This is a genomic window from Streptococcus sp. 596553 (genome assembly GCF_900411395.1).
Taxonomy (GTDB): Bacteria; Bacillota; Bacilli; order Lactobacillales; family Streptococcaceae; genus Streptococcus; species Streptococcus mitis_BA.
In genome coordinates, this window is record NZ_OXCQ01000004.1 from 138,297 (window position 1) to 159,605 (window position 21,309).

Below are 21,309 nucleotides of genomic sequence, written 5' to 3' on the forward strand. Positions count from 1 at the left end.
TTTTTTTTTTTTGGTATAATAACTTTAAAATTATTTTTTTGAAAGGTTTTGTATTTATGAAAAATAAGATGTTTAGTGGGTATACTTTGCGCAAAAAATATGCTTTAAGAAAATTGACAGTTGGACTTTTTAGTGTAGCTGTTGGTTTGTTGAGTATTGGTCTTGTCGATGGTGTCAATTTTATTATGAATGACGATTATGGGACTGTTTATGCGGCTGAAAATTTTCATAGTATTGAAGTTGTCAATTATTATGATTATGATACTATTTATGAAGGTGATTCAAATTTGACAAAAGGTGACCATGAAGATGGTAGACAAGGTGAGAGTGGTAAACAAATCTTTGATATCGAACATGGTCTTAGTTCATCACCAATCTATAGTTTAGGTGATAATCTTAACGAAATCGTCTATCGACCTTATGAAGTGATCAAAGATAATAGGTCTAAACTTAAAGAACATTATGGTGATGGGAGTACGGGAGGGTGGGACTCTAATTATCCAGCCACTTATGATGAAATCCTAGCTGAGACTCGCACCCATAAGAAAATCTTGATTGACGATAATATTGAAGAGCCTATTTATAAGGATGACGGGACTGTTATTTTACCTCGAACTATCATTTCCAAAGTTGGTGTTAATTATCGAGGTTCTTCGTCTGAATATCTTTTTACTGAATCTGTCGAAAAAGAAGCTATTTCAAAAATCATTAAAGTTGGTAATGTGGAGAGGGTTCCTATTTCCAAAATAGCTGTAGAGACCGAATATGTTGCTAATAACACTTTGAATTACGGTGTTAGAAATATTAAATCTAATGGTAAAGAAGGTTTGCGTGAAAATGTAACGACTTATGAAGTCAATAAGTTCACTGGTGATTTGAGTAATCCAACTACTGTTGAAAATTATGTTCCGATGGAGAAGAAGGTTGTTGAAGTTGGGACTAAAGGTGATGTGGTTTTTACTAAAGTCGGAAACGATGTTGTGAAACGCACTACATCTTATACGGTAACCCCTGAGAACGGTGATGTCACACCAAGTACTTCAGAATATAAAAATTCGTCTAAATTGACTAATACAAATAACACAAATAAACCAAACGACGTTAATGTTGAAGGTGAGATTCAGACAGGTGATAATTCTCGAACTAACTTGACTGGCAAAAAAGTTTTACCAAACACAGGTGGATCTGACTCAGTTGCTATGAATTTGTTAGGTGCGTTAACACTCACTTCTGTTCTTGGTTTGGCTGCGACTAAACGCAAAACGGAAGATAATTAATCTTTAAAGAGATACCTTTGGGCTCTTTGTCAACTGTAGTGGGTTGAAGAAAAGCTATGATCGAGAAAGGACAAATTTCGTCCTTTCTTTTTTGATGTTCAGAGCGATAAAAATCCGTTTTTTGAAGTTTTCAAAGTTCCGAAAACCAAAGGCATTGCGCTTGATAAGTTTGATAAGATTATTGGTTGCTTCCAGTTTGGCGTTTGAATAGGAGAGTTGAAGAGCGTTGACGATTTTCTCTTTGTTCTTTAGAAAGGTTTTAAAGACAGTCTGAAAAAGAGGATGGACCTTCTTTAGATTGTCTTCAATGAGACCGAAAAATTTGTCAGCTTCCTTATTCTGAAAGTGAAAAAGCAAGAGCTGATAGAGCTGATAGTGGTGTTTCAAGTCTTCTGAATAGCTCAAAAGCTTGTCTAGGATTTCTTTATTGGTTAAGTGCATACGAAAAGTAGGGCGATAAAAACGCTTATCACTGAGTTTACGACTATCCTGTTGAATGAGCTTCCAGTAGCGCTTGATAGCCTTGTATTCATGGGATTTTCGCTCAAATTGATTCATGTTTTGTATAAATCTTATGGGACTTTTTTCTACAACAAAATAGGCTCCATAATATCCATAGGGGATTTACCCACTACAAATATTATATAGCTGAAAAGCTAAGCTCTAGAAAGGACAAATTTCTTTCTTTTTATATAGTTTATTTTTTGTTATATAACTTTACTATTATTTCCAAGTTTTTAGTGAAATTTCTCCGCTATTTAGCCAGATTTCTTTTCCGTTATCACATTGAACTAAAAGTTTACCACTTTCAGAGATATCTTTAGCAAGTCTCTTGTAGTCTTTTTGCCCTAGTGTGAAAGTGACTTCTTTTCCAAGAACGAATGACTGTTTTTTGTATAGGTATAATAGCTCTTCTGCTGGTGTTTCGAAGAAAGCACGCCATATTTCGATAATTAATTCATTTCTTGTTATAGGTGCTGGTACTTTAAATAAACTATCAGCTTTTTCTTTTAATTCCTGAGGGAAGTCTTTAATAGTGAAATTGATACCTACTCCAATAATGATATCTGTGACTAAGCCAGTTTCTACAGAGGTCATTGCTTCAGTAAGGATTCCTCCAATTTTATGATTTTTGAGGTAGATATCGTTGACCCATTTTATGTCGACATCTATTAAAGTTAGGTTCTTAATAGCTTTGTAGATAGCTCCAGCTACAAGTAGTGTGTAGGATGCTATTTTGTCATAGTGGACCTCATTTCTAACTCAAACGTCTCATACTTAATTCCACCATAAAAATCCGTTTTAGACTAATTTCCACTTTGGTCATCCAAGTGGAAGTTACTTTGAGAAGTTACCATGGAGATTAAATATCGAAAAATATTGTGAAATCTTTCCTTATATTCCCAAAGTGTGATATAATAGTTTCGAATAAAATAAATAAAGGGGGTTTTGTAACATGGCAAAACTTACTGTTAAAGACGTTGACTTGAAAGGTAAAAAAGTCCTCGTTCGTGTTGACTTCAACGTACCATTGAAAGATGGCGTAATCACTAACGACAACCGTATCACAGCAGCTCTTCCAACTATTAAGTACATCATCGAACAAGGTGGACGTGCAATTCTTTTCTCTCACCTTGGACGTGTGAAAGAAGAAGCTGATAAAGCTGGTAAATCACTTGCTCCTGTAGCAGCTGACTTAGCAGCAAAACTTGGTCAAGATGTTGTGTTCCCAGGTGTCACTCGTGGTGCTGAATTGGAAGCAGCTATCAACGCTCTTGAAGATGGACAAGTTCTTTTGGTTGAAAACACTCGTTACGAAGATGTTGACGGCAAAAAAGAATCTAAAAACGATCCTGAACTTGGTAAATACTGGGCATCACTTGGAGATGGTATCTTCGTAAACGATGCATTCGGTACAGCTCACCGTGCACACGCATCTAACGTTGGTATCTCAGCAAACGTTGAAAAAGCAGTTGCTGGTTTCCTTCTTGAAAACGAAATTGCCTACATCCAAGAAGCAGTTGAAACTCCAGAACGTCCATTCGTGGCTATCCTTGGTGGTTCAAAAGTTTCAGACAAGATTGGTGTTATCGAAAACTTGCTTGAAAAAGCTGATAAAGTCCTTATCGGTGGTGGTATGACTTACACATTCTACAAAGCACAAGGTATCGAAATCGGTAACTCACTTGTAGAAGAAGATAAATTGGATGTTGCGAAAGCTCTTCTTGAAAAAGCAAACGGTAAATTGATCTTGCCAGTTGACTCAAAAGAAGCAAATGCATTTGCTGACTACACTGAAGTTCGTGATACTGAAGGTGAAGCAGTTTCTGAAGGCTTCCTTGGTCTTGACATCGGTCCAAAATCTATCGCTAAATTTGACGAGGCTTTGACTGGTGCTAAAACAGTTGTATGGAACGGACCAATGGGTGTGTTTGAAAACCCTGACTTCCAAGCGGGTACAATCGGTGTGATGGATGCTATCGTGAAACAACCAGGTGTTAAATCAATCATCGGTGGTGGTGACTCAGCTGCTGCAGCGATTAACCTTGGCCGTGCAGACAAGTTCTCATGGATTAGTACGGGCGGAGGTGCTTCAATGGAACTTCTCGAAGGTAAAGTATTGCCAGGTTTGGCTGCACTTACAGAAAAATAAGATTAACTAAATGAATCAAATAAGAGAGGGATGAAAGTTCCTCTTTTCTTTTGCTTAAAATAAAAACGCTTCCTCTCAACTATTGCTCATAAAATCAGCCAATTTATGATAAAATGGAAATAGAAAGTTGAGATTATGAGTTATTTTAAAAAATATAAATTCGATAAATCCCAGTTCAAACTTGGTATGCGAACCTTTAAAACAGGAATTGCTGTTTTTCTAGTTCTCTTGATTTTTGGCTTTTTTGGTTGGAAAGGTCTTCAAATCGGTGCTTTGACAGCCGTTTTTAGCTTGAGGGAGAGTTTTGATAAGAGTGTTCATTTTGGGACTTCGCGTATTTTAGGAAATAGTATCGGTGGCCTCTATGCCTTGGTTTTCTTCCTAATAAATAGTTTTTTCCACGAAGCCTTTTGGGTAACCTTAGTTGTTGTTCCAATCTGCACCATGTTAACCATTATGACAAATGTAGCCATGAATAACAAAGCAGGGGTTATTGGTGGTGTAGCGGCTATGTTAATCATTACCCTATCGATTCCGAGTGGCGAAACAATTTTGTACGTATTTGCGCGTGTATCAGAAACGTTCATGGGTGTTTTTGTCGCAATTCTCGTAAATTACGATATTGATCGTATTCGGCTCCTTTTAGAAAAAAAAGAAAAATAATGTTACATTTTGTAACATTATCAATTGACGTTTGTCTTTTTTTAGACTATAATAGACAGAAAGAAGGAAATTGTAAATGAAGGAAAAAGAATTTCGCCGAAATATGGCTGTTTTTCCTATCAGCAGTGTTATGAAGTTGACCGATCTATCGGCGCGTCAGATTCGTTATTATGAAGATCAAGAGTTGATCAAGCCTGATCGAAACGAAGGGAACCGTCGCATGTATTCCTTGAATGACATGGATCGTCTACTTGAAATCAAAGATTATATTTCTGAAGGTTATAATATCGCTGCCATTAAGAAAAAATATGCTGAACGTGAAGCGAAATCCAAGAAAGCGGTGAGTCAGACTGAGGTGCGCCGCGCACTTCACAATGAACTCCTCCAACAGGGTCGCTTTGCTTCAGTACAGTCACCTTTTGGTCGCGGTTAGGCAACCGCAAGTAGTCATACATTAAGGAGAAAACTCATGCCAATCACAGCTGCAGATATTCGTCGTGAAGTCAAGGAAAAAAATGTTACCTTTATCCGTCTCATGTTCTCAGATATTTTGGGAACCATGAAAAACGTCGAAATTCCTGCTACAGATGAACAATTAGATAAGGTCTTGTCAAATAAGGCTATGTTTGATGGATCTTCTATTGAAGGGTTTGTACGTATCAATGAGTCAGATATGTACTTGTACCCAGACTTGGATACATGGACAGTCTTCCCTTGGGGAGATGAAAATGGAAGTGTTGCAGGTTTGATCTGTGATGTCTATACAACAGAAGGTGAACCATTTGCGGGGGACCCTCGTGGTAATTTGAAACGAGCTCTTCGTCACATGGAAGAAGTAGGATTCAAATCTTTCAACCTTGGTCCAGAGCCAGAATTCTTCCTATTTAAGTTGGATGAAAATGGAGATCCAACACTTGAAGTGAATGACAAGGGTGGCTACTTTGATTTGGCGCCTACTGACCTTGCGGACAATACACGTCGTGAGATTGTCAATGTCTTGACCAAAATGGGATTTGAAGTAGAAGCGAGTCACCATGAGGTTGCTGTTGGACAACACGAGATTGACTTCAAGTACGATGAAGTTCTCCGTGCTTGTGATAAGATTCAAATCTTTAAGCTCGTTGTTAAAACCATTGCTCGCAAACATGGACTTTACGCAACCTTTATGGCAAAACCAAAATTTGGTATTGCCGGATCAGGTATGCACTGTAATATGTCCTTGTTTGATGCAGAAGGAAACAATGCCTTCTTTGATCCAAATGATCCAAAAGGAATGCAGTTGTCAGAAACGGCCTACCATTTCCTTGGTGGTTTGATTAAGCATGCCTACAACTATACTGCCATCATGAACCCAACGGTTAACTCATACAAACGTTTGGTTCCGGGTTATGAAGCGCCTGTTTACATTGCTTGGGCTGGTCGTAACCGTTCGCCACTTGTGCGCGTGCCTGCTTCACGTGGTATGGGAACTCGTCTTGAGTTGCGTTCAGTGGATCCGATGGCAAACCCATACATCGCTATGGCGGTTCTGTTGGAAGTTGGTTTGCATGGTATTGAAAACAAAATCGAAGCACCAGCTCCTATCGAAGAAAATATCTACATCATGACAGCAGAAGAGCGTAAGGAAGCTGGTATTACAGACCTTCCATCAACTCTTCACAACGCTTTGAAAGCTTTGACAGAAGATGAGGTTGTCAGAGCAGCTCTTGGAGAACATATCTATACTAGTTTCCTTGAAGCCAAACGAATCGAATGGGCAAGTTATGCAACCTTCGTTTCACAATGGGAAATTGATAATTATTTAGACCTTTACTAATACTAATATAGAAGAAAGATTACCTGAGGGCGGTCTTTTTTTCTTGCGTTTTATATCGAACTGTGATATATTTTATATAACGAAGTGCGATATATCGATCTAAATAGGAGGTGGCTATAAATGGAATTAACGGATAAGATTCGTCGAGTTTATCTTCCGATGACGGAAACGGGTTTTTATATCTTGTTCTGTCTGCAAAAGGAAGGTCATGGGTATAGTATTACGCAAAAGGTCAAGGAGATGACAGATTCTCAAGTTTCGATTAGTCCTGGGACTATGTATGGAACCTTGTCAAAGATGGAAAAGGATGGTTTGATTTCCTTTGTCCGAGAAGAGGAGAAGCGTAAAATCTATCAGATTACAGACTTGGGACGAAAAGTCTTAGATATTGAATTGAAACGTATTGAACGCCTCTATAGAAACAGTCTGGAGGGAAGATGATGGAAAAGAAGGTTGTTTATAGAATTGCTACCATTGCGGATTATGATAGAGAGGCTTTATATCTTAGAAAAATGCATGCTGAGGGCTGGAAGCTCAAGGAAGTAACCTACTCTAACTTAGTAGTTGCGGTTAAGTATACTTTTGAACAGTGCCAACCGAAGCAGGTGTCTTATCAGTTGGACTTTTATCCCATGAAAAAATCAGAGAGAGCCTCCTATTTACAATTATTTAAAGACTGTGGCTGGGATCATATTACAGACTTTAATGGGTTTTCCTACTTTAGAAAGCTTCATTCTGGAATTGAGTCGGATGCCGAGTTTGAAATTTATAATGACGCGGCCGGGAAGTTAGCTATGGTCAAACGGATTTTAACGAGGCGGATGCTTCCTATTTTGCTTCTCTTTTTAGCTCTACTACCGGTTTTCTCAAAGTTTGTCAGTGGAGGTAGTTCTTTCAGTTGGGTAGTGTTTTTGATTTTCATAATAGATTGGGTTTTATTGATAGTTTTTGCGATTCAGATTTCTTATATTTTTTGGAGCTTGTTTCAAAAATGGAAAGAATTATCTGACAAATAAAACCATGTATGTTTTCTGATTTGGAGGTAAGGTAATGAATAGCAAAGTACAATTTCGGTTTTTCACCATTGTTGATTTGGACAAGGAAGAAGAATATTTACATGAGATGCATTTGAAAGGTTGGAGGTATAGAACGAGTCGTTTTGGTTTGTTCTATTTTGACCAATGTCAACCAGACGATGTCATCTACTGTATCTATGATTCTAGATTTCTTAAAAAATATAAGCATGAACTGCAAGATTTTAGAAATAGCGGTTGGGAATTGATAGAAGCAGGTTCTTGTTCGGTTCTTCGTAAATCATCTTTTGATTTACTTCCGGAGGATATGAGCAAGGGTCTTAGATGGGAAGTTATGCGATCTAGACTTCGTTCCTGTACAGCTACTTTCTTAGGCGGTCTTGTTGTTTGTATGAGTTTGTTTCGAGAAGAACTGTCGCAACCTTTCTCTGTCATTTTTGTTCTATATGCCTTTATGATTTCTTATCTAATCTATGGTTATTTCAGACTAAAAAGGAAATATCAAGTAGATGGAAGGTGAGTTTCTCGGTCTTCAGACCGATTTTTAGCACTCTTGGCAAAAGAGTGCTAATTTTTTGAGTTTTTATCTTGACATTCTCTTTTAAGGGTGTATAATAGAATCATGAGTTAGCACTTGAGTATGTTGAGTGCTAATCGATCAGACAGAGAGGAGTGATGAGGTGGTTACAGAGCGTCAGCAGGATATTTTAAATCTGATTATTGACATCTTTACCAAAACGCACGAACCTGTCGGATCCAAAGCCTTGCAAGAGTCTATTAACTCTAGCAGTGCAACCATTCGTAATGACATGGCGGCTTTAGAAAAGCAAGGTTTGCTTGAGAAGGCTCATACTTCAAGCGGTCGGATGCCAAGTATTGCTGGTTTTCAGTACTATGTAAAACACTCACTGGATTTTGATCGACTGGCTGAAAATGAGGTTTACGAGATTGTCAAAGCCTTTGATCAGGAATTCTTCAAGCTAGAGGATATTCTGCAAGAGGCTGCTAATTTACTGACAGACTTGAGTGGCTGTACGGTAGTAGCACTGGATGTTGAGCCGAGCAGGCAACGTTTGACAGCCTTTGATATCGTTGTTTTGGGGCAGCATACAGCCTTGGCGGTATTCACCCTAGACGAGTCTCGAACGGTTACCAGTCAATTTCTGATTCCAAGGAACTTTTTGCAGGAAGATTTGCTGAAGCTGAAGAGCATCATTCAGGAACGTTTCCTCGGCCATACCGTTCTAGATATTCACTACAAGATTCGGACGGAGATTCCGCAGATTATCCAGCGTTACTTTACAACAACGGATAATGTCATCGATCTCTTTGAACACATTTTTAAGGAAATGTTCAACGAAAACATCGTGGTGGCGGGCAAGGTCAATCTCTTGAATTTTGCTAATCTGGCAGCCTATCAGTTCTTTGACCAACCGCAAAAGGTGGCTCTAGAGATTCGTGAGGGGTTGCGTGAAGATCAGATGCAAAACGTCCGTGTTGCAGACAGTCAAGAGTCCTGTCTAGCTGACCTAGCGGTGATTAGTAGCAAGTTCCTCATTCCTTATCGGGGAGTTGGAATTCTAGCAATTATCGGTCCTGTTAATCTGGATTATCAGCAGCTAATCAACCAAGTCAACGTAGTCAACCGTGTTTTGACTATGAAGTTGACAGATTTTTACCGCTACCTCAGCAGTAATCATTACGAAGTACATTAAGATTGAAATCATTAAAGGAGGCGAAAATGGCCCAAGATATAAAAAATGAAGAAGTAGAAGAAGTCCAAGAAGAGGAAGTTGTGGAAACGGTAGAAGAAACAACTCCTGAGAAGTCTGAATTGGACTTGGCAAATGAACGTGCAGATGAGTTCGAAAATAAATACCTTCGCGCTCATGCAGAAATGCAAAATATTCAACGCCGTGCCAATGAAGAGCGTCAAAACTTGCAACGTTATCGTAGCCAAGACTTGGCAAAAGCAATCCTACCATCGCTCGACAACCTTGAGCGTGCACTCGCAGTTGAAGGTTTGACAGATGATGTGAAGAAGGGCTTGGAAATGGTGCAAGAAAGCTTGATTCATGCTTTGAAAGAAGAAGGAATCGAAGAAATCGAAGTTGACGGTGAATTTGACCATAACTACCATATGGCCATCCAAACTCTCCCAGCAGACGATGAACACCCAGCAGATACCATCGCCCAAGTTTTCCAAAAAGGCTACAAACTCCATGACCGCATCCTACGCCCAGCAATGGTAGTGGTGTACAACTAGGCAATTCTGACGGTAGCTAAAGCAACTCGTCAGAAAACGGCAATCGCTATGGCGTTTACCTAGCCTCCTTACTAACTCGTCGTCGAAATAAAATCGATTTCGACTTCTCGTGTCGCAATTTACATAATAGAAAACTTGTCCGAAACGACAATAAACTATGAAGAAAGATAAAAAGTAGTTCAGCTTTGCAATAGTGAGCGAAGCGAACCAAAGACGATACTCTTCGCCGTGGCGCTATCTGCGCAAACTTTGAGACCTTAGGCTCAAAGTTTAGTCAAAGAGATTGACGAAGTCAAGCTCTGACGGCGTCGCCACTTAAGAAGAGTATCAAAAAGAAAAAAGAAGATAAATTTAAGGAGAAAAACACATGTCTAAAATTATCGGTATTGACTTAGGTACAACAAACTCAGCAGTAGCAGTTCTTGAAGGAACTGAATCAAAAATCATCGCAAACCCAGAAGGAAACCGCACAACTCCATCTGTAGTGTCATTCAAAAATGGTGAAATCATCGTTGGTGATGCTGCAAAACGTCAAGCAGTTACAAACCCAGATACAGTCATCTCTATCAAATCTAAGATGGGAACTTCTGAAAAAGTTTCTGCTAACGGAAAAGAATACACTCCACAAGAAATCTCAGCTATGATTCTTCAATACTTGAAAGGCTACGCTGAAGACTATCTTGGTGAAAAGGTAACCAAAGCAGTTATCACAGTTCCAGCTTACTTCAACGATGCTCAACGTCAAGCAACAAAAGACGCTGGTAAAATCGCTGGTCTTGAAGTAGAACGTATCGTCAACGAACCAACTGCAGCCGCTCTTGCTTACGGTTTGGACAAGACTGACAAAGAAGAAAAAATCTTGGTATTTGACCTTGGTGGTGGTACATTCGACGTATCTATTCTTGAATTGGGTGACGGTGTCTTCGACGTATTGTCAACTGCAGGGGACAACAAACTTGGTGGTGACGACTTTGACCAAAAAATCATTGACCACTTGGTAGCAGAATTCAAGAAAGAAAACGGTATTAACTTGTCTACTGACAAGATGGCAATGCAACGTTTGAAAGATGCAGCTGAAAAAGCGAAGAAAGACCTTTCTGGTGTAACTTCAACTCAAATCAGCTTGCCATTTATCACTGCTGGTGAGGCTGGACCTCTTCACTTGGAAATGACCTTGACTCGTGCGAAATTTGACGATTTGACTCGTGACCTTGTAGAACGTACAAAAGTTCCAGTTCGTCAAGCACTTTCAGATGCAGGTTTGAGCTTGTCAGAAATCGACGAAGTTATCCTTGTTGGTGGTTCAACTCGTATCCCAGCCGTTGTAGAAGCTGTTAAGGCTGAAACTGGTAAAGAACCAAACAAATCAGTAAACCCTGATGAAGTAGTTGCTATGGGTGCTGCGATCCAAGGTGGTGTGATTACTGGTGATGTCAAAGACGTTGTTCTTCTTGATGTAACACCATTGTCACTTGGTATCGAAACAATGGGTGGTGTATTCACAAAACTCATCGACCGCAACACAACAATTCCAACATCTAAATCACAAGTCTTCTCAACAGCAGCAGACAACCAACCAGCCGTTGATATCCATGTTCTTCAAGGTGAACGCCCAATGGCAGCAGATAACAAGACTCTTGGACGTTTCCAATTGACAGATATCCCAGCTGCACCTCGTGGAATTCCTCAAATCGAAGTAACATTTGATATCGACAAGAACGGTATCGTGTCTGTTAAGGCTAAAGATCTTGGAACTCAAAAAGAACAAACTATTGTGATCCAATCTAACTCAGGTTTGACAGATGAAGAAATCGACCGCATGATGAAAGATGCAGAAGCTAATGCTGAAGCAGATAAGAAACGTAAAGAAGAAGTTGACCTTCGTAACGAAGTAGACCAAGCCATCTTTGCGACTGAAAAGACAATCAAGGAAACTGAAGGTAAAGGATTCGACGCAGAACGTGACGCTGCCCAAGCTGCCCTTAATGACCTTAAGAAAGCGCAAGAAGACAATAACTTGGACGAAATGAAAGCAAAACTCGAAGCTTTGAACGAAAAAGCTCAAGGCCTTGCTGTTAAACTCTACGAACAAGCTGCAGCAGCCCAACAAGCTCAAGCAGGAGCAGAAGGCGCACAAGCAACAGGAAACGCAGGCGATGACGTCGTAGACGGAGAGTTTACGGAAAAGTAATGAGTAGTAATATTAATCTTTTTGAAGTAGTTGATTCTAAGGAACAGTACGAAAAATTCACTGCTTTGGCACGTGAAAGCTATACTGAGTTACAGAGTCAGATAAAAAATAAATTCCAATCTGGTCAAAAAGAAGAACTATTAGAATACAAAGTAAATATTTTAGCAGAGCATGCGAATAAGGAAAATGATATAAGTATTATTAGTAATTTGATTTTTGGTATTTTTCTACCAGCAATTGTAACGTATGTGACAGCGCTTATTCTTAATAATTTTGATAAAGATATTAGTTCTAACTCATTTCTTATCTCTCTAATTCAAATGATTTTATCAACTTTTGTTATTTTTTCAGCTATCTTTAATCTAAATAGATATAACAAGACTCTTATGAAGAGGAGAGCTAATATTTCTTTGAAAAGAGCTATAGTGTTTTTAGAAAATTATGAAGTTGATTAATAGCTTAAAGAAATCCAGAGGTTGCAACCCAGCCTCTGTTTTTCGGTAAAAAGGAACGACACTAATATTTTGATTCGTTTCGCAATACTAACAGAAAGGAACAAGGGTGTTCGTAACTGAACACGGGTTCCCAAATTTCTTACTCAATATAACAGAAAGGAATTGAACCCGACCTAAATTCTCGGAAAAAAGATAAATCTGCCTAGGAGCATCGCTCCAGCGTCAGATTTCCTATTTTTCAGTCGAATTTTACGGTCTTGGTATCTTGTATGAACAATACTGAATTTTATGATCGTCTGGGGGTGTCAAAAAACGCTTCGGCAGACGAGATCAAAAAGGCTTATCGTAAGCTTTCGAAAAAATACCACCCAGATATCAACAAGGAGCCTGGTGCTGAGGAAAAGTACAAGGAAGTTCAGGAAGCCTATGAGACTTTGAGTGATGACCAAAAACGTGCTGCCTATGACCAATATGGTGCGGCTGGAGCCAACGGTGGATTTGGAGGCTTCGGTGGTGGAGCTGGCGGTTTCAACGGGGCAGGTGGCTTCGGTGGTTTTGAGGATATTTTTTCAAGTTTCTTTGGCGGAGGCGGAGCTTCGCGCAATCCAAATGCTCCTCGTCAGGGGGATGACCTCCAGTATCGTGTGAACTTGACCTTTGAAGAAGCTATTTTTGGAGCTGAAAAAGAAGTCAAATATAACCGTGAAGCTAGCTGTAGTACATGTAACGGTTCTGGTGCTAAGCCAGGAACAAGTCCAGTCACTTGTGGACGCTGTCATGGCGCTGGTGTCATTAACGTCGATACGCAGACTCCGCTTGGTATGATGCGTCGCCAAGTAACCTGTGATGTCTGTCATGGGCGCGGAAAAGAAATCAAAGATCCATGTACAACCTGTCATGGAACAGGTCATGAAAAACAAGCTCATAGTGTACATGTGAAAATCCCTGCTGGTGTGGAAACCGGTCAACAAATTCGCCTAGCTGGTCAAGGTGAAGCTGGATTTAACGGTGGACCTTATGGTGACTTGTATGTAGTGGTTTCTGTGGAAGCCAGCGACAAATTTGAACGTGAAGGAACCACTATCTTCTACAATCTCAACCTCAACTTTGTCCAAGCAGCTCTTGGTGACACAGTAGATATCCCGACTGTTCACGGCGATGTTGAATTGGTTATCCCAGAGGGAACTCAGACTGGTAAGAAATTCCGTCTACGTGGCAAGGGAGCTCCGAGCCTTCGTGGTGGTGCAGTTGGTGACCAATATGTTACCGTTAATGTCGTAACACCGACAGGTTTGAACGAACGCCAAAAAGCTGCTCTTAAAGAATTCGCAGCTGCTGGTGATTTAAAAGTCAATCCAAAGAAAAAAGGCTTCTTTGACCATATTAAAGATGCCTTTGAAGGAGAATAAAAGTAAAGAGAGTCGTTGGGCTCTTTTTATTTATAGATTTTTTAAGACTTTCCTTAAGTAATGACGGACGGTAGCGACCTTCTTCGAAGTTCCATACCTAAACTTTGAGTCTAGGTATCAAAGTTTCCGAACACCTGAAACCAAGCTGTTTCAGGTGTTTTCATTACGGTGGACAGTCTGGGGAAGTATTCGATTTATACTCAATGAAAATCAAAGAGCAAACTAGGAAACTAGCCGCAGGCTGTACTTGAGTACGGCAAGGCGACGTTGACACGGTTTGAATTTGATTTTCGAAGAGTATTAGTTGTGAAATGGTGAATGAGTTTTCTAAATTATGATGTATAGTTAATGGGATATAACTTGTTTACCTTTTAAAAAAGAGCCGTTGGGCTCTTTTTACTTATCTTCGATTTCCTGTGTTTCTTTGATCACAGCTAGTCTAGTCTGGATATCTTTTTCCAAGACCTTAAACTTGTAAGTCAGGTCTTCTTGGTATTCCTTGATGAGTTCTTTTTGCTGGTCAATGATTTGCAGGCTGTTTTGGATAATATCCACATCGTCCTTGATAGCTTGAACGCGGTCAGTGGTATTCAAGACTTCATCTGTGATGGTTTGGCGATTTTTTGTGACCAGATAACTTCCGGCTGCAGCTCCTACAAATAGCAGTAGATTGGATAATTTCATAGCAACTCCTTAGGCGTTTTTGATGGTTTCAGCGACTTGAGCAAGTTTGTCAAAGTCTGGTTCGTGTGCGATAAAATCAATCTTGAGGTCATCGTTCGCACTGTAGCGAGGTACGAGGTGAACGTGGGTATGAAAGACTGTTTGCCCTGCAATTTCTTCACAGTTGGCAATGATATTCATACCAACAGCCTTGGTAGCTTTCGTGACTTTTTGAGCCACTTTTGGTACTTGGGCAAAGAGTTGGCTGGCGCTCGTAGCGTCCATTTCCAAGAGATTACGATAGTGTTCTTTGGGTACGACCAAGGTATGTCCTGGTGTCACTTGAGAGATATCAAGAAAGGCAAGAACCTGCTCATCTTCATATACTTTTGAAGCAGGAATTTCCCCTGCGATGATTTTACAAAAAATGCAATCTGACATAAAATCTACCTCTACTGTATTGAATTTTGATATAATATAGCTACATTATACCAGATTTGGAGAAAATATGTTAGAAATTAAAAACCTGACAGGTGGTTATGTCCATGTCCCTGTCTTGAAAGATGTGTCTTTTACTGTTGAAAGTGGGCAGTTGGTTGGTTTGATTGGTCTCAATGGTGCTGGGAAATCAACGACAATCAATGAGATTATCGGTCTGTTGACACCTTATAGTGGCTCCATCAATATCAATGGTCTGACCCTGCAAGAAGACGCGACTAGCTACCGCAAGCAAATTGGCTACATTCCTGAAACGCCCAGCCTGTATGAGGAATTGACCCTCAGAGAGCATATCGAAACGGTTGCTATGGCTTATGGTATTGACCAGAAAGTGGCTTTTGATCGAGTGGAACCTTTGTTAAAAATGTTCCGTCTGGACCAGAAATTAGATTGGTTCCCTGTTCATTTTTCCAAAGGGATGAAGCAGAAGGTCATGATTATTTGTGCTTTTGTGGTGGATCCGAGTCTTTTCATCGTGGATGAGCCTTTCCTTGGGCTCGATCCGCTGGCTATTTCTGACTTGATTCAGCTTTTGGAAGTGGAAAAGCAAAAGGGCAAGTCCATTCTCATGAGTACCCACGTGCTGGATTCGGCGGAGAAGATGTGTGATGCCTTTGTCATTCTCCACAAAGGGGAAGTGCGTGCTAAGGGAAATCTCCTGCAACTGCGCGAAGCCTTTAACATGCCTGAGGCTAGTTTGAATGATATTTACTTGGCTCTGACCAAAGAGGAGGAGCTATGAAAGACTTGTTTTTAAAGAGAAAGCAGGCTTTTCGTAAGGAGTGTGTCGGTTATTTGCGCTATGTTCTCAATGACCACTTTGTCTTGTTCCTGCTTGTCCTGCTGGGCTTTCTAGCCTACCAGTACAGTCAACTCTTGCAACATTTTCCTGAAAATCATTGGCCTATCCTTTTGTTTGTAGGAATTACGTCTGTTTTACTTTTGCTTTGGGGAGGAATTGCCACCTATATGGAGGCTCCAGACAAGCTCTTTCTCTTGGTCGGAGAAGAGGAAATCAAGCTTCATCTTAAGCGTCAAACTGGCATTTCCCTAGTCTTTTGGCTCTTTGCCCAGACCCTTTTCTTGCTGTTATTTGCGCCTTTATTTTTGGCAATGGGTTATGACTTGCCAGTTTTTCTGGTCTATGTGCTTTTATTGGGGGTAGGTAAATATTTCCTCTTTCGTCAAAAGGCCAGCAAATTTTTCACTGAAACTGGACTAGACTGGGATTATGTTATTTCCCAAGAAAGCAAGCGCAAGCAAGTCTTGCTTCGTTTCTTTGCCCTCTTTACCCAGGTAAAGGGAATTTCAAATAGCGTCAAGCGGCGTGCCTATCTGGACTTTATCCTAAAGGCTGTTCAGAAGGTGCCTGGAAAGATGTGGCAAAATCTCTATCTGCGTTCTTATCTGCGAAATGGAGATCTTTTTGCGCTCAGTCTCCGTCTGCTCTTGCTTTCCATACTGGCACAGGTCTTTATCGAGCAAGCTTGGATTGCGACAGCAGTGGTGGTTCTCTTTAACTACCTCTTGCTCTTCCAGTTGCTGGCCCTATATCATGCCTTTGACTACCAGTATTTGACCCAACTCTTTCCGCTGGACAAGGGGCAAAAGGAAAAAGGCTTGCAGGCTGTAGTCAGAGGATTGACCAGTTTGGTCTTAGTAGTGGAATTAGTTGTTGGGTTGATTACCTTCCAAGAAAAACTAGCCCTTCTAGCCTTACTGGGAGCTGGTTTGGTTTTACTAGTCTTGTACTTACCTTATCAAGTAAAACGTCAGATGCAGGACTAAGATGCTTATATGATATTAAAAAAGAAGTTGAGTTCAGTTTGTCTCAGCTTCTTTTTAGTTGCTACAGGATAATGGTTGGCCCGTAGAGACTCAACTTGGTCTTGACCTGGTCAAAGTGGAAGCGGTCATAGGCCCGCCAAGCGGCGCGAGTTGGAGCATCTGGATTGAGGGCGCTGAGTCCCATGAGAAGACTGGAAGTCTGGTAAAATTTTTCCAGTTCAATCAAGACTCGATTATCCACTGTCTCAGCCTTGGCTAAAAAACCAAGAATAGAGTTTAATTGCTCCTGAAAGCGGACGTCGTCAGCGGTTGCCTGTTTGCATGCTTGGTAGGCTTTGTTTAAGTCAGTAATCAAAGTCTGAGCTCTTTTGATAGGGTCTGTATCTGTCATGAGAATTCCTCCTTTAATCTGGGTGCTAGTCTTGTTTCTAGCAACTGTGTTTTGATACTGTCAGTTTATCACTTTTATCTCCTTTTTTATCTACAAATCTTTAATTGTTCTTGAAATTTCCTGAATGGTCCTGTTAAAATTTTATGATAAAATAGTGGTAAGATTATCATGCTTATTTGAGGAACAAGCTACCCTTCAGGAGCGTTGAAGGCCTGTTTAGGATTTGGTGGGTTCGTATCATAGTATTTTTGCTATTCTCTTTTTAGGAAGAAATTAAAATAAGGAGAGTAAGAAGATGAGAATATTTGTTTTAGAAGATGATTTTTCCCAGCAGACTAGGATTGAAATGACCATTGAGAAACTCTTGCAAGAACATCATATCACTCCCAGCTCTTTTGAGGTCTTTGGCAAGCCAGACCAACTGCTGGCAGAGGTGCATGAGAAGGGAGCCCATCAGCTATTCTTTTTGGATATTGAGATTCGAAATGAGGAGATGAAGGGGCTGGAAGTGGCTAGAAAAATTCGGGATCGAGATCCTTATGCCCTGATTGTTTTTGTGACGACTCACTCGGAGTTTATGCCCCTGTCTTTTCGCTACCAAGTGTCTGCTCTGGACTACATTGATAAGGCCTTGTCAGCAGAGGAGTTTGAATCTCGTATCGAGACAGCCCTCCTCTATGCCAATAGTCAAGATAGTAAAAGTCTGGCGGAAGATTGTTTTTACTTTAAATCAAAATTTGCTCAATTCCAGTATCCTTTTAAAGAAGTTTACTATCTCGAAACGTCGCCCAGAGCCCATCGTGTTATTCTCTATACCAAGACAGACAGACTGGAATTTACAGCGAGTTTAGAGGAGGTTTTCAAGCAGGAACCCCGTCTCTTGCAGTGCCATCGCTCTTTTCTCATCAATCCTGCCAATGTGGTGCGTTTGGATAAGAAAGAAAAACTCCTTTTCTTTCCCAATGGTGGAAGCTGTATGATTGCGCGTTATAAGGTCAGAGAAGTGTCTGAAGCTATTAATAACTTACACTGAGCTAGGAGAGTTTATGAATATTGCTTGGATATTGTTGTATACACTTGTTACTCATGGGCTAGAAATTGTCATTTTCTTTAAGGTGGATGGAATTGGTCTCACTTTTGAGAGGATTTTTAAGGCTTTTCTTTTTAAGCTACTTTTGGCAGTTGTTTTTGTAATGATTAGCTATATAGTAGGAAATGATTATCTATCTTATTTTATGGAACCCTTGTACGGTATAGGTTTGTCTTTCTTACTGTTAAGAGGGCTTCCTAAAAAACTCCTTTTCTTTTATGGTCTCTTTCCAATTATATTGGTGAATCTCTTTTATAGAGGGGTCTCCTATTTTGTGCTTCCATTTTGGGGACAAGAAATTGTAGATAAAGGTAGCAATCCTATCTTTTTATTGATGACGATATTCGTTTGCTTCATAGTTTTAGTCTTTTTGAAATGGTTGGACTATGATTTCACTAACTTGAGAAAGGAGATTCTCGATAAAGGTTTTCAAAAGTCCCTGACCAGGATTAACTGGATAATGGGGGCTTACTATCTAGTGATGCAAAGTCTGTCTTTCTTTGAATATGAACAAGGTATTCAATCAACGACTGTTCGCCATCTCATCCTAGTCTTTTACCTGCTCTTTTTTATGGGGATTATCAAGAAATTGGATACCTATTTGAAGGACAAACTTCATGAGAGACTGGACCAAGAGCAGGCCTTGCGCTACAGAGATATGGAACGCTATAGTCGGCATATAGAGGAACTTTACAAGGAAGTACGGAGTTTTCGCCATGACTACACCAACCTCTTGACCAGTTTACGTCTGGGCATTGAAGAGGAGGATATGGAGCAGATAAAAGAGGTCTACGACTCGGTCTTAAAGGATTCCAGTCAAAAATTGCAGGACAATAAATATGACCTTGGACGATTGGTAAATGTTCGGGACCGTGCCCTCAAAAGTCTTCTGGCAGGAAAATTTCTAAAAGCCAGAGATAAGAACATTGTCTTTAATGTCGAAGTTCCTGAGGAGATTCAGGTTGAGGGAATGAGCCTACTTGATTTTCTAACCATTGTGTCTATCCTTTGTGATAATGCTATTGAAGCCAGTGCAGAGACTAGTCAACCTCATGTTTCAATCGCCTTTTTAAAAAATGGGGCACAGGAGACCTTTATCATTGAAAACTCCATCAAAGAAGAGGGTATAGACATTTCTGAGATTTTCTCCTTTGGAGCCAGTTCTAAAGGGGAGGATAGAGGAGTTGGTCTCTATACCGTCATGAAGCTTGTGGAAAGCCATCCCAATACCAGTCTCAATACCACCTGCCAAAATCAAGTATTTCGTCAGATTTTAACAGTTCACTCAATGTCAGTTGATGATTAGAAGATTTGTGGAAAGAAGTACTGCCTGTAGTCATCAATTAAAATGCCATAGTATATGAGGTATCCTATATGAATAAGAAATCCTTTTTTATCATCTGTTCTACGTTGATTATAGCATCGAATCTTCTCATGATTTCCGTGGTGAATAAGGGAGAAGAAACGGGGAGTAATCTGTTTGTGATTGCTATAGCCTGTGTTATGTTACCATCATTTTTGTATGCGGTTGAGAACCGAATGGCTTCTTTAATTAGGACAGGGTCAGTAGCTTTACTCTTATTGACAGTTATATCCCTACTCCGTCTTATCAACAGAATAGGGAGTACGCCTGAAATCCTCAACATTATCATTACCCTTATCGCTTTGGCAAGTGGGACAGCTGCTATCCTTGTTGCGATCATGAGAATATATGAGAACAGACGGAAGTAAGGCTGAATAGCTTTCGATGTATTTTCACATTGTTAAATTCCCCTAGGGCAAGTATGTTTTTCATGCTTGCTTTTTAAATTTTTTACAATTCAAGATGTTTTGATGACCATTTGTGATTTGGATGGAAAATTTTAAAAAATAGTAGTATACTAACCTTATTAAGGTTGTAATAGGACGAAAGTAAAAAGAGGTATTCCTCGTGAATGCAAAAACAATGTTACAATTGGCTATTATGCTTGCTTAAAGACTTGAGCTTGTGTACTTGGAGGTAATTATGGATTTCATAATAATCTCCCTTAACTCCACCCAATCGGGTGGAGTTTTTTGGCTCTATTTCAGGCTTTTGGGGACTATTCTAAAAATCATTTTTCGATATTTTTCGGTATTTTTCGGATTTTGGTCGGGGAATTGGCGGGGACTTTTTGAGATTTTGGTGGGGATTTTTTTAGCGAATATGACTAAGAAATAGGTCTGTTGTCGCTTCAGCAAGTTCGTCCTCTACTTGATTGTAACGATCGGTCATATAGACTTTTGTATGGCCCAGCGCCTGGCTTAATTGTTCAAGAGGAACCCCTGCAATAATGCTTTGAGTCGTGAAGAAGTGGCGCATCATGTGAGGTGTTACATGCAATCCTGTCGCTTCATTCACTAGATTGAAGTTTCTATTTAATTGGTTTGGATTGATGAGACCACCTTTTTCGTTCAGGGTGATATAATCTTTTTGTTGTTCCTTGATAATTCCTAACTTTCGCTTAATCTTAGAAGCTTCAGCTATCAGATAATAGATAAGGTCCGTTCCGATATCATCAAGGCAAACGTAGCGCTCTGAATCTTTCGTTTTAAGCCCTCCTTTCCCTTTCAAGGTCTGATTGCTTCGACTATCTCTAAGATGCAGTATAGCCCGTCCGCTGTCGTTCTGAGTGATGTCCATTGGACGCAATCCAAAGACTTCCCCTCTTCTCAATCCAAAAATGGTAAGATAGGTCAGAGCGTAGAATTGTTTTGACATGATTTCTTCCGCTTTTGCTATCCAAGTCTTAAACTCTTTGAGAGTCACTTTCTTGTTTGCAGCAGGAATATCACTCTGGCCAATGAAGACACCTTTCAAGCGATTTGAGAGCAGATTCCCATTTTTGACGGCATCATTCAGCAATGCCATGAAGCTGGAATTGAGGGTTTGAACAGTGTATCTTGTATGGTTCTGCAACTTTTCAGAGATAAATAGTTCATACTCATTTCTATCCAAATTTTTAAGCAGGATAGAACCAAATTTGGGTTTGATATGATTCTTATAGAGATTATCATTGAGGTAGTAGGAAGTGTCATTCCAGCGCCCTGTTGACAATCTCTTTTCGGAATAGATATCCCAATACTGATCAAGCGT

General features: G+C 40.0%; 22 protein-coding genes and 2 pseudogenes. 18 read left to right on the forward strand and 6 right to left on the reverse strand.

Annotated elements, in window-relative coordinates:
* Positions 1-68: 68 nt before the first annotated feature.
* Positions 69-1,277: a G5 domain-containing protein gene (locus tag DSY56_RS11860; RefSeq protein ID WP_160109913.1), complete on the forward strand. Its 1,209-nt coding sequence runs from the start codon at positions 69-71 to the stop codon at positions 1,275-1,277.
* A gap of 54 nt (positions 1,278-1,331) precedes the next feature.
* Here DSY56_RS11860 and DSY56_RS05935 read toward each other — a convergent pair.
* Both DSY56_RS05935 and DSY56_RS05940 read right to left on the reverse strand, forming a co-directional pair.
* Positions 1,332-1,844 (reverse strand): annotated as a pseudogene (locus tag DSY56_RS05935) (transposase); the annotation flags it as partial.
* A gap of 156 nt (positions 1,845-2,000) precedes the next feature.
* Positions 2,001-2,522 (reverse strand): annotated as a pseudogene (locus DSY56_RS05940) (biotin--[acetyl-CoA-carboxylase] ligase); the annotation flags it as partial.
* Positions 2,523-2,733: 211 nt separating this feature from the next.
* Here DSY56_RS05940 and DSY56_RS05945 point away from each other — a divergent pair.
* The 12 genes from DSY56_RS05945 to dnaJ all read left to right on the forward strand — a co-directional run bounded on the left by DSY56_RS05945 (position 2,734) and on the right by dnaJ (position 13,764).
* A complete protein-coding gene (locus tag DSY56_RS05945) occupies positions 2,734-3,930 on the forward strand; it encodes a phosphoglycerate kinase (RefSeq protein ID WP_049496377.1) in 1,197 nt (398 codons plus the stop codon).
* Between the two features lie 135 nt (positions 3,931-4,065).
* Positions 4,066-4,593: an FUSC family protein gene (locus DSY56_RS05950; RefSeq protein ID WP_054393254.1), complete on the forward strand. Its 528-nt coding sequence runs from the start codon at positions 4,066-4,068 to the stop codon at positions 4,591-4,593.
* A 76-nt stretch (positions 4,594-4,669) separates the two neighbouring features.
* Positions 4,670-5,026, forward strand: a complete 357-nt coding sequence (gene glnR, locus DSY56_RS05955) for a transcriptional repressor GlnR (RefSeq protein ID WP_112444452.1) — start codon at positions 4,670-4,672, stop codon at positions 5,024-5,026.
* 36 nt (positions 5,027-5,062) lie between these two features.
* On the forward strand, positions 5,063-6,409 hold the full coding sequence (gene glnA / locus DSY56_RS05960) for a type I glutamate--ammonia ligase (protein ID WP_001122886.1): 1,347 nt from the start codon (positions 5,063-5,065) through the stop codon (positions 6,407-6,409).
* 120 nt (positions 6,410-6,529) lie between these two features.
* Positions 6,530-6,850 carry a PadR family transcriptional regulator gene (locus tag DSY56_RS05965; RefSeq protein WP_112444454.1) on the forward strand — a complete coding sequence of 107 codons (321 nt, stop codon included), beginning with the start codon at positions 6,530-6,532 and terminating at the stop codon, positions 6,848-6,850.
* On the forward strand, positions 6,850-7,425 hold the full coding sequence (locus DSY56_RS12670; protein WP_200832377.1) for a DUF2812 domain-containing protein: 576 nt from the start codon (positions 6,850-6,852) through the stop codon (positions 7,423-7,425). The genes DSY56_RS05965 and DSY56_RS12670 overlap by 1 nt, the downstream gene beginning before the upstream one ends.
* Before the next feature lie 34 nt (positions 7,426-7,459).
* On the forward strand, positions 7,460-7,963 hold the full coding sequence (locus DSY56_RS05975; RefSeq protein ID WP_112444458.1) for a DUF2812 domain-containing protein: 504 nt from the start codon (positions 7,460-7,462) through the stop codon (positions 7,961-7,963).
* Between the two features lie 160 nt (positions 7,964-8,123).
* The gene (hrcA, locus tag DSY56_RS05980) at positions 8,124-9,158 is read left to right on the forward strand and encodes a heat-inducible transcriptional repressor HrcA (protein WP_112444460.1); all 1,035 of its coding nucleotides are present in this window, start codon (positions 8,124-8,126) and stop codon (positions 9,156-9,158) included.
* 26 nt (positions 9,159-9,184) lie between these two features.
* On the forward strand, positions 9,185-9,709 hold the full coding sequence (gene grpE / locus DSY56_RS05985) for a nucleotide exchange factor GrpE (RefSeq protein ID WP_112444462.1): 525 nt from the start codon (positions 9,185-9,187) through the stop codon (positions 9,707-9,709).
* A gap of 367 nt (positions 9,710-10,076) precedes the next feature.
* The gene (gene dnaK / locus DSY56_RS05990) at positions 10,077-11,900 is read left to right on the forward strand and encodes a molecular chaperone DnaK (RefSeq protein ID WP_112444464.1); all 1,824 of its coding nucleotides are present in this window, start codon (positions 10,077-10,079) and stop codon (positions 11,898-11,900) included.
* Positions 11,900-12,355: a hypothetical protein gene (locus DSY56_RS05995; protein WP_050242236.1), complete on the forward strand. Its 456-nt coding sequence runs from the start codon at positions 11,900-11,902 to the stop codon at positions 12,353-12,355. Before dnaK ends, DSY56_RS05995 begins: the two co-directional genes overlap by 1 nt.
* Before the next feature lie 269 nt (positions 12,356-12,624).
* Positions 12,625-13,764, forward strand: a complete 1,140-nt coding sequence (dnaJ, locus tag DSY56_RS06000) for a molecular chaperone DnaJ (protein ID WP_112444466.1) — start codon at positions 12,625-12,627, stop codon at positions 13,762-13,764.
* 396 nt (positions 13,765-14,160) lie between these two features.
* Here dnaJ and DSY56_RS06005 read toward each other — a convergent pair whose 3' ends face one another.
* Both DSY56_RS06005 and DSY56_RS06010 read right to left on the reverse strand, forming a co-directional pair.
* A complete protein-coding gene (locus tag DSY56_RS06005) occupies positions 14,161-14,448 on the reverse strand; it encodes a hypothetical protein (protein WP_112444468.1) in 288 nt (95 codons plus the stop codon).
* 9 nt (positions 14,449-14,457) lie between these two features.
* Positions 14,458-14,868 (reverse strand): HIT family protein, encoded by a 411-nt coding sequence (locus DSY56_RS06010; protein WP_112444470.1) that lies wholly within the window; start codon positions 14,866-14,868, stop codon positions 14,458-14,460.
* A 67-nt stretch (positions 14,869-14,935) separates the two neighbouring features.
* On the opposite strand from DSY56_RS06010, the gene DSY56_RS06015 reads away from it, so the two are divergent.
* Entirely contained in the window at positions 14,936-15,667 is a 732-nt protein-coding gene (locus DSY56_RS06015) for an ABC transporter ATP-binding protein (protein WP_112444472.1), read from the forward strand.
* The gene (locus DSY56_RS06020) at positions 15,664-16,713 is read left to right on the forward strand and encodes an ABC transporter permease (protein WP_112444474.1); all 1,050 of its coding nucleotides are present in this window, start codon (positions 15,664-15,666) and stop codon (positions 16,711-16,713) included. The genes DSY56_RS06015 and DSY56_RS06020 overlap by 4 nt, the downstream gene beginning before the upstream one ends.
* Positions 16,714-16,774: 61 nt before the next feature.
* Here DSY56_RS06020 and DSY56_RS06025 read toward each other — a convergent pair whose 3' ends face one another.
* Positions 16,775-17,104 carry a hypothetical protein gene (locus DSY56_RS06025; RefSeq protein ID WP_004257513.1) on the reverse strand — a complete coding sequence of 110 codons (330 nt, stop codon included), beginning with the start codon at positions 17,102-17,104 and terminating at the stop codon, positions 16,775-16,777.
* Positions 17,105-17,399: 295 nt separating this feature from the next.
* Here DSY56_RS06025 and DSY56_RS06030 point away from each other — a divergent pair, with 295 nt between their 5' ends.
* From DSY56_RS06030 to DSY56_RS12730, 3 genes are all read left to right on the forward strand, one after another.
* On the forward strand, positions 17,400-18,137 hold the full coding sequence (locus DSY56_RS06030; RefSeq protein ID WP_112444476.1) for a response regulator transcription factor: 738 nt from the start codon (positions 17,400-17,402) through the stop codon (positions 18,135-18,137).
* Between the two features lie 13 nt (positions 18,138-18,150).
* Positions 18,151-19,500, forward strand: coding sequence for a sensor histidine kinase (locus DSY56_RS06035; RefSeq protein ID WP_112444478.1), 1,350 nt, complete (start codon positions 18,151-18,153; stop codon positions 19,498-19,500).
* Between the two features lie 197 nt (positions 19,501-19,697).
* Positions 19,698-19,925: a hypothetical protein gene (locus tag DSY56_RS12730; protein ID WP_373455504.1), complete on the forward strand. Its 228-nt coding sequence runs from the start codon at positions 19,698-19,700 to the stop codon at positions 19,923-19,925.
* Between the two features lie 445 nt (positions 19,926-20,370).
* On the opposite strand, the gene DSY56_RS06045 is transcribed toward DSY56_RS12730, so the two are convergent.
* A partial coding sequence (locus tag DSY56_RS06045; RefSeq protein WP_160109914.1) for a tyrosine-type recombinase/integrase occupies positions 20,371-21,309 on the reverse strand: 939 nt, incomplete at its 5' end.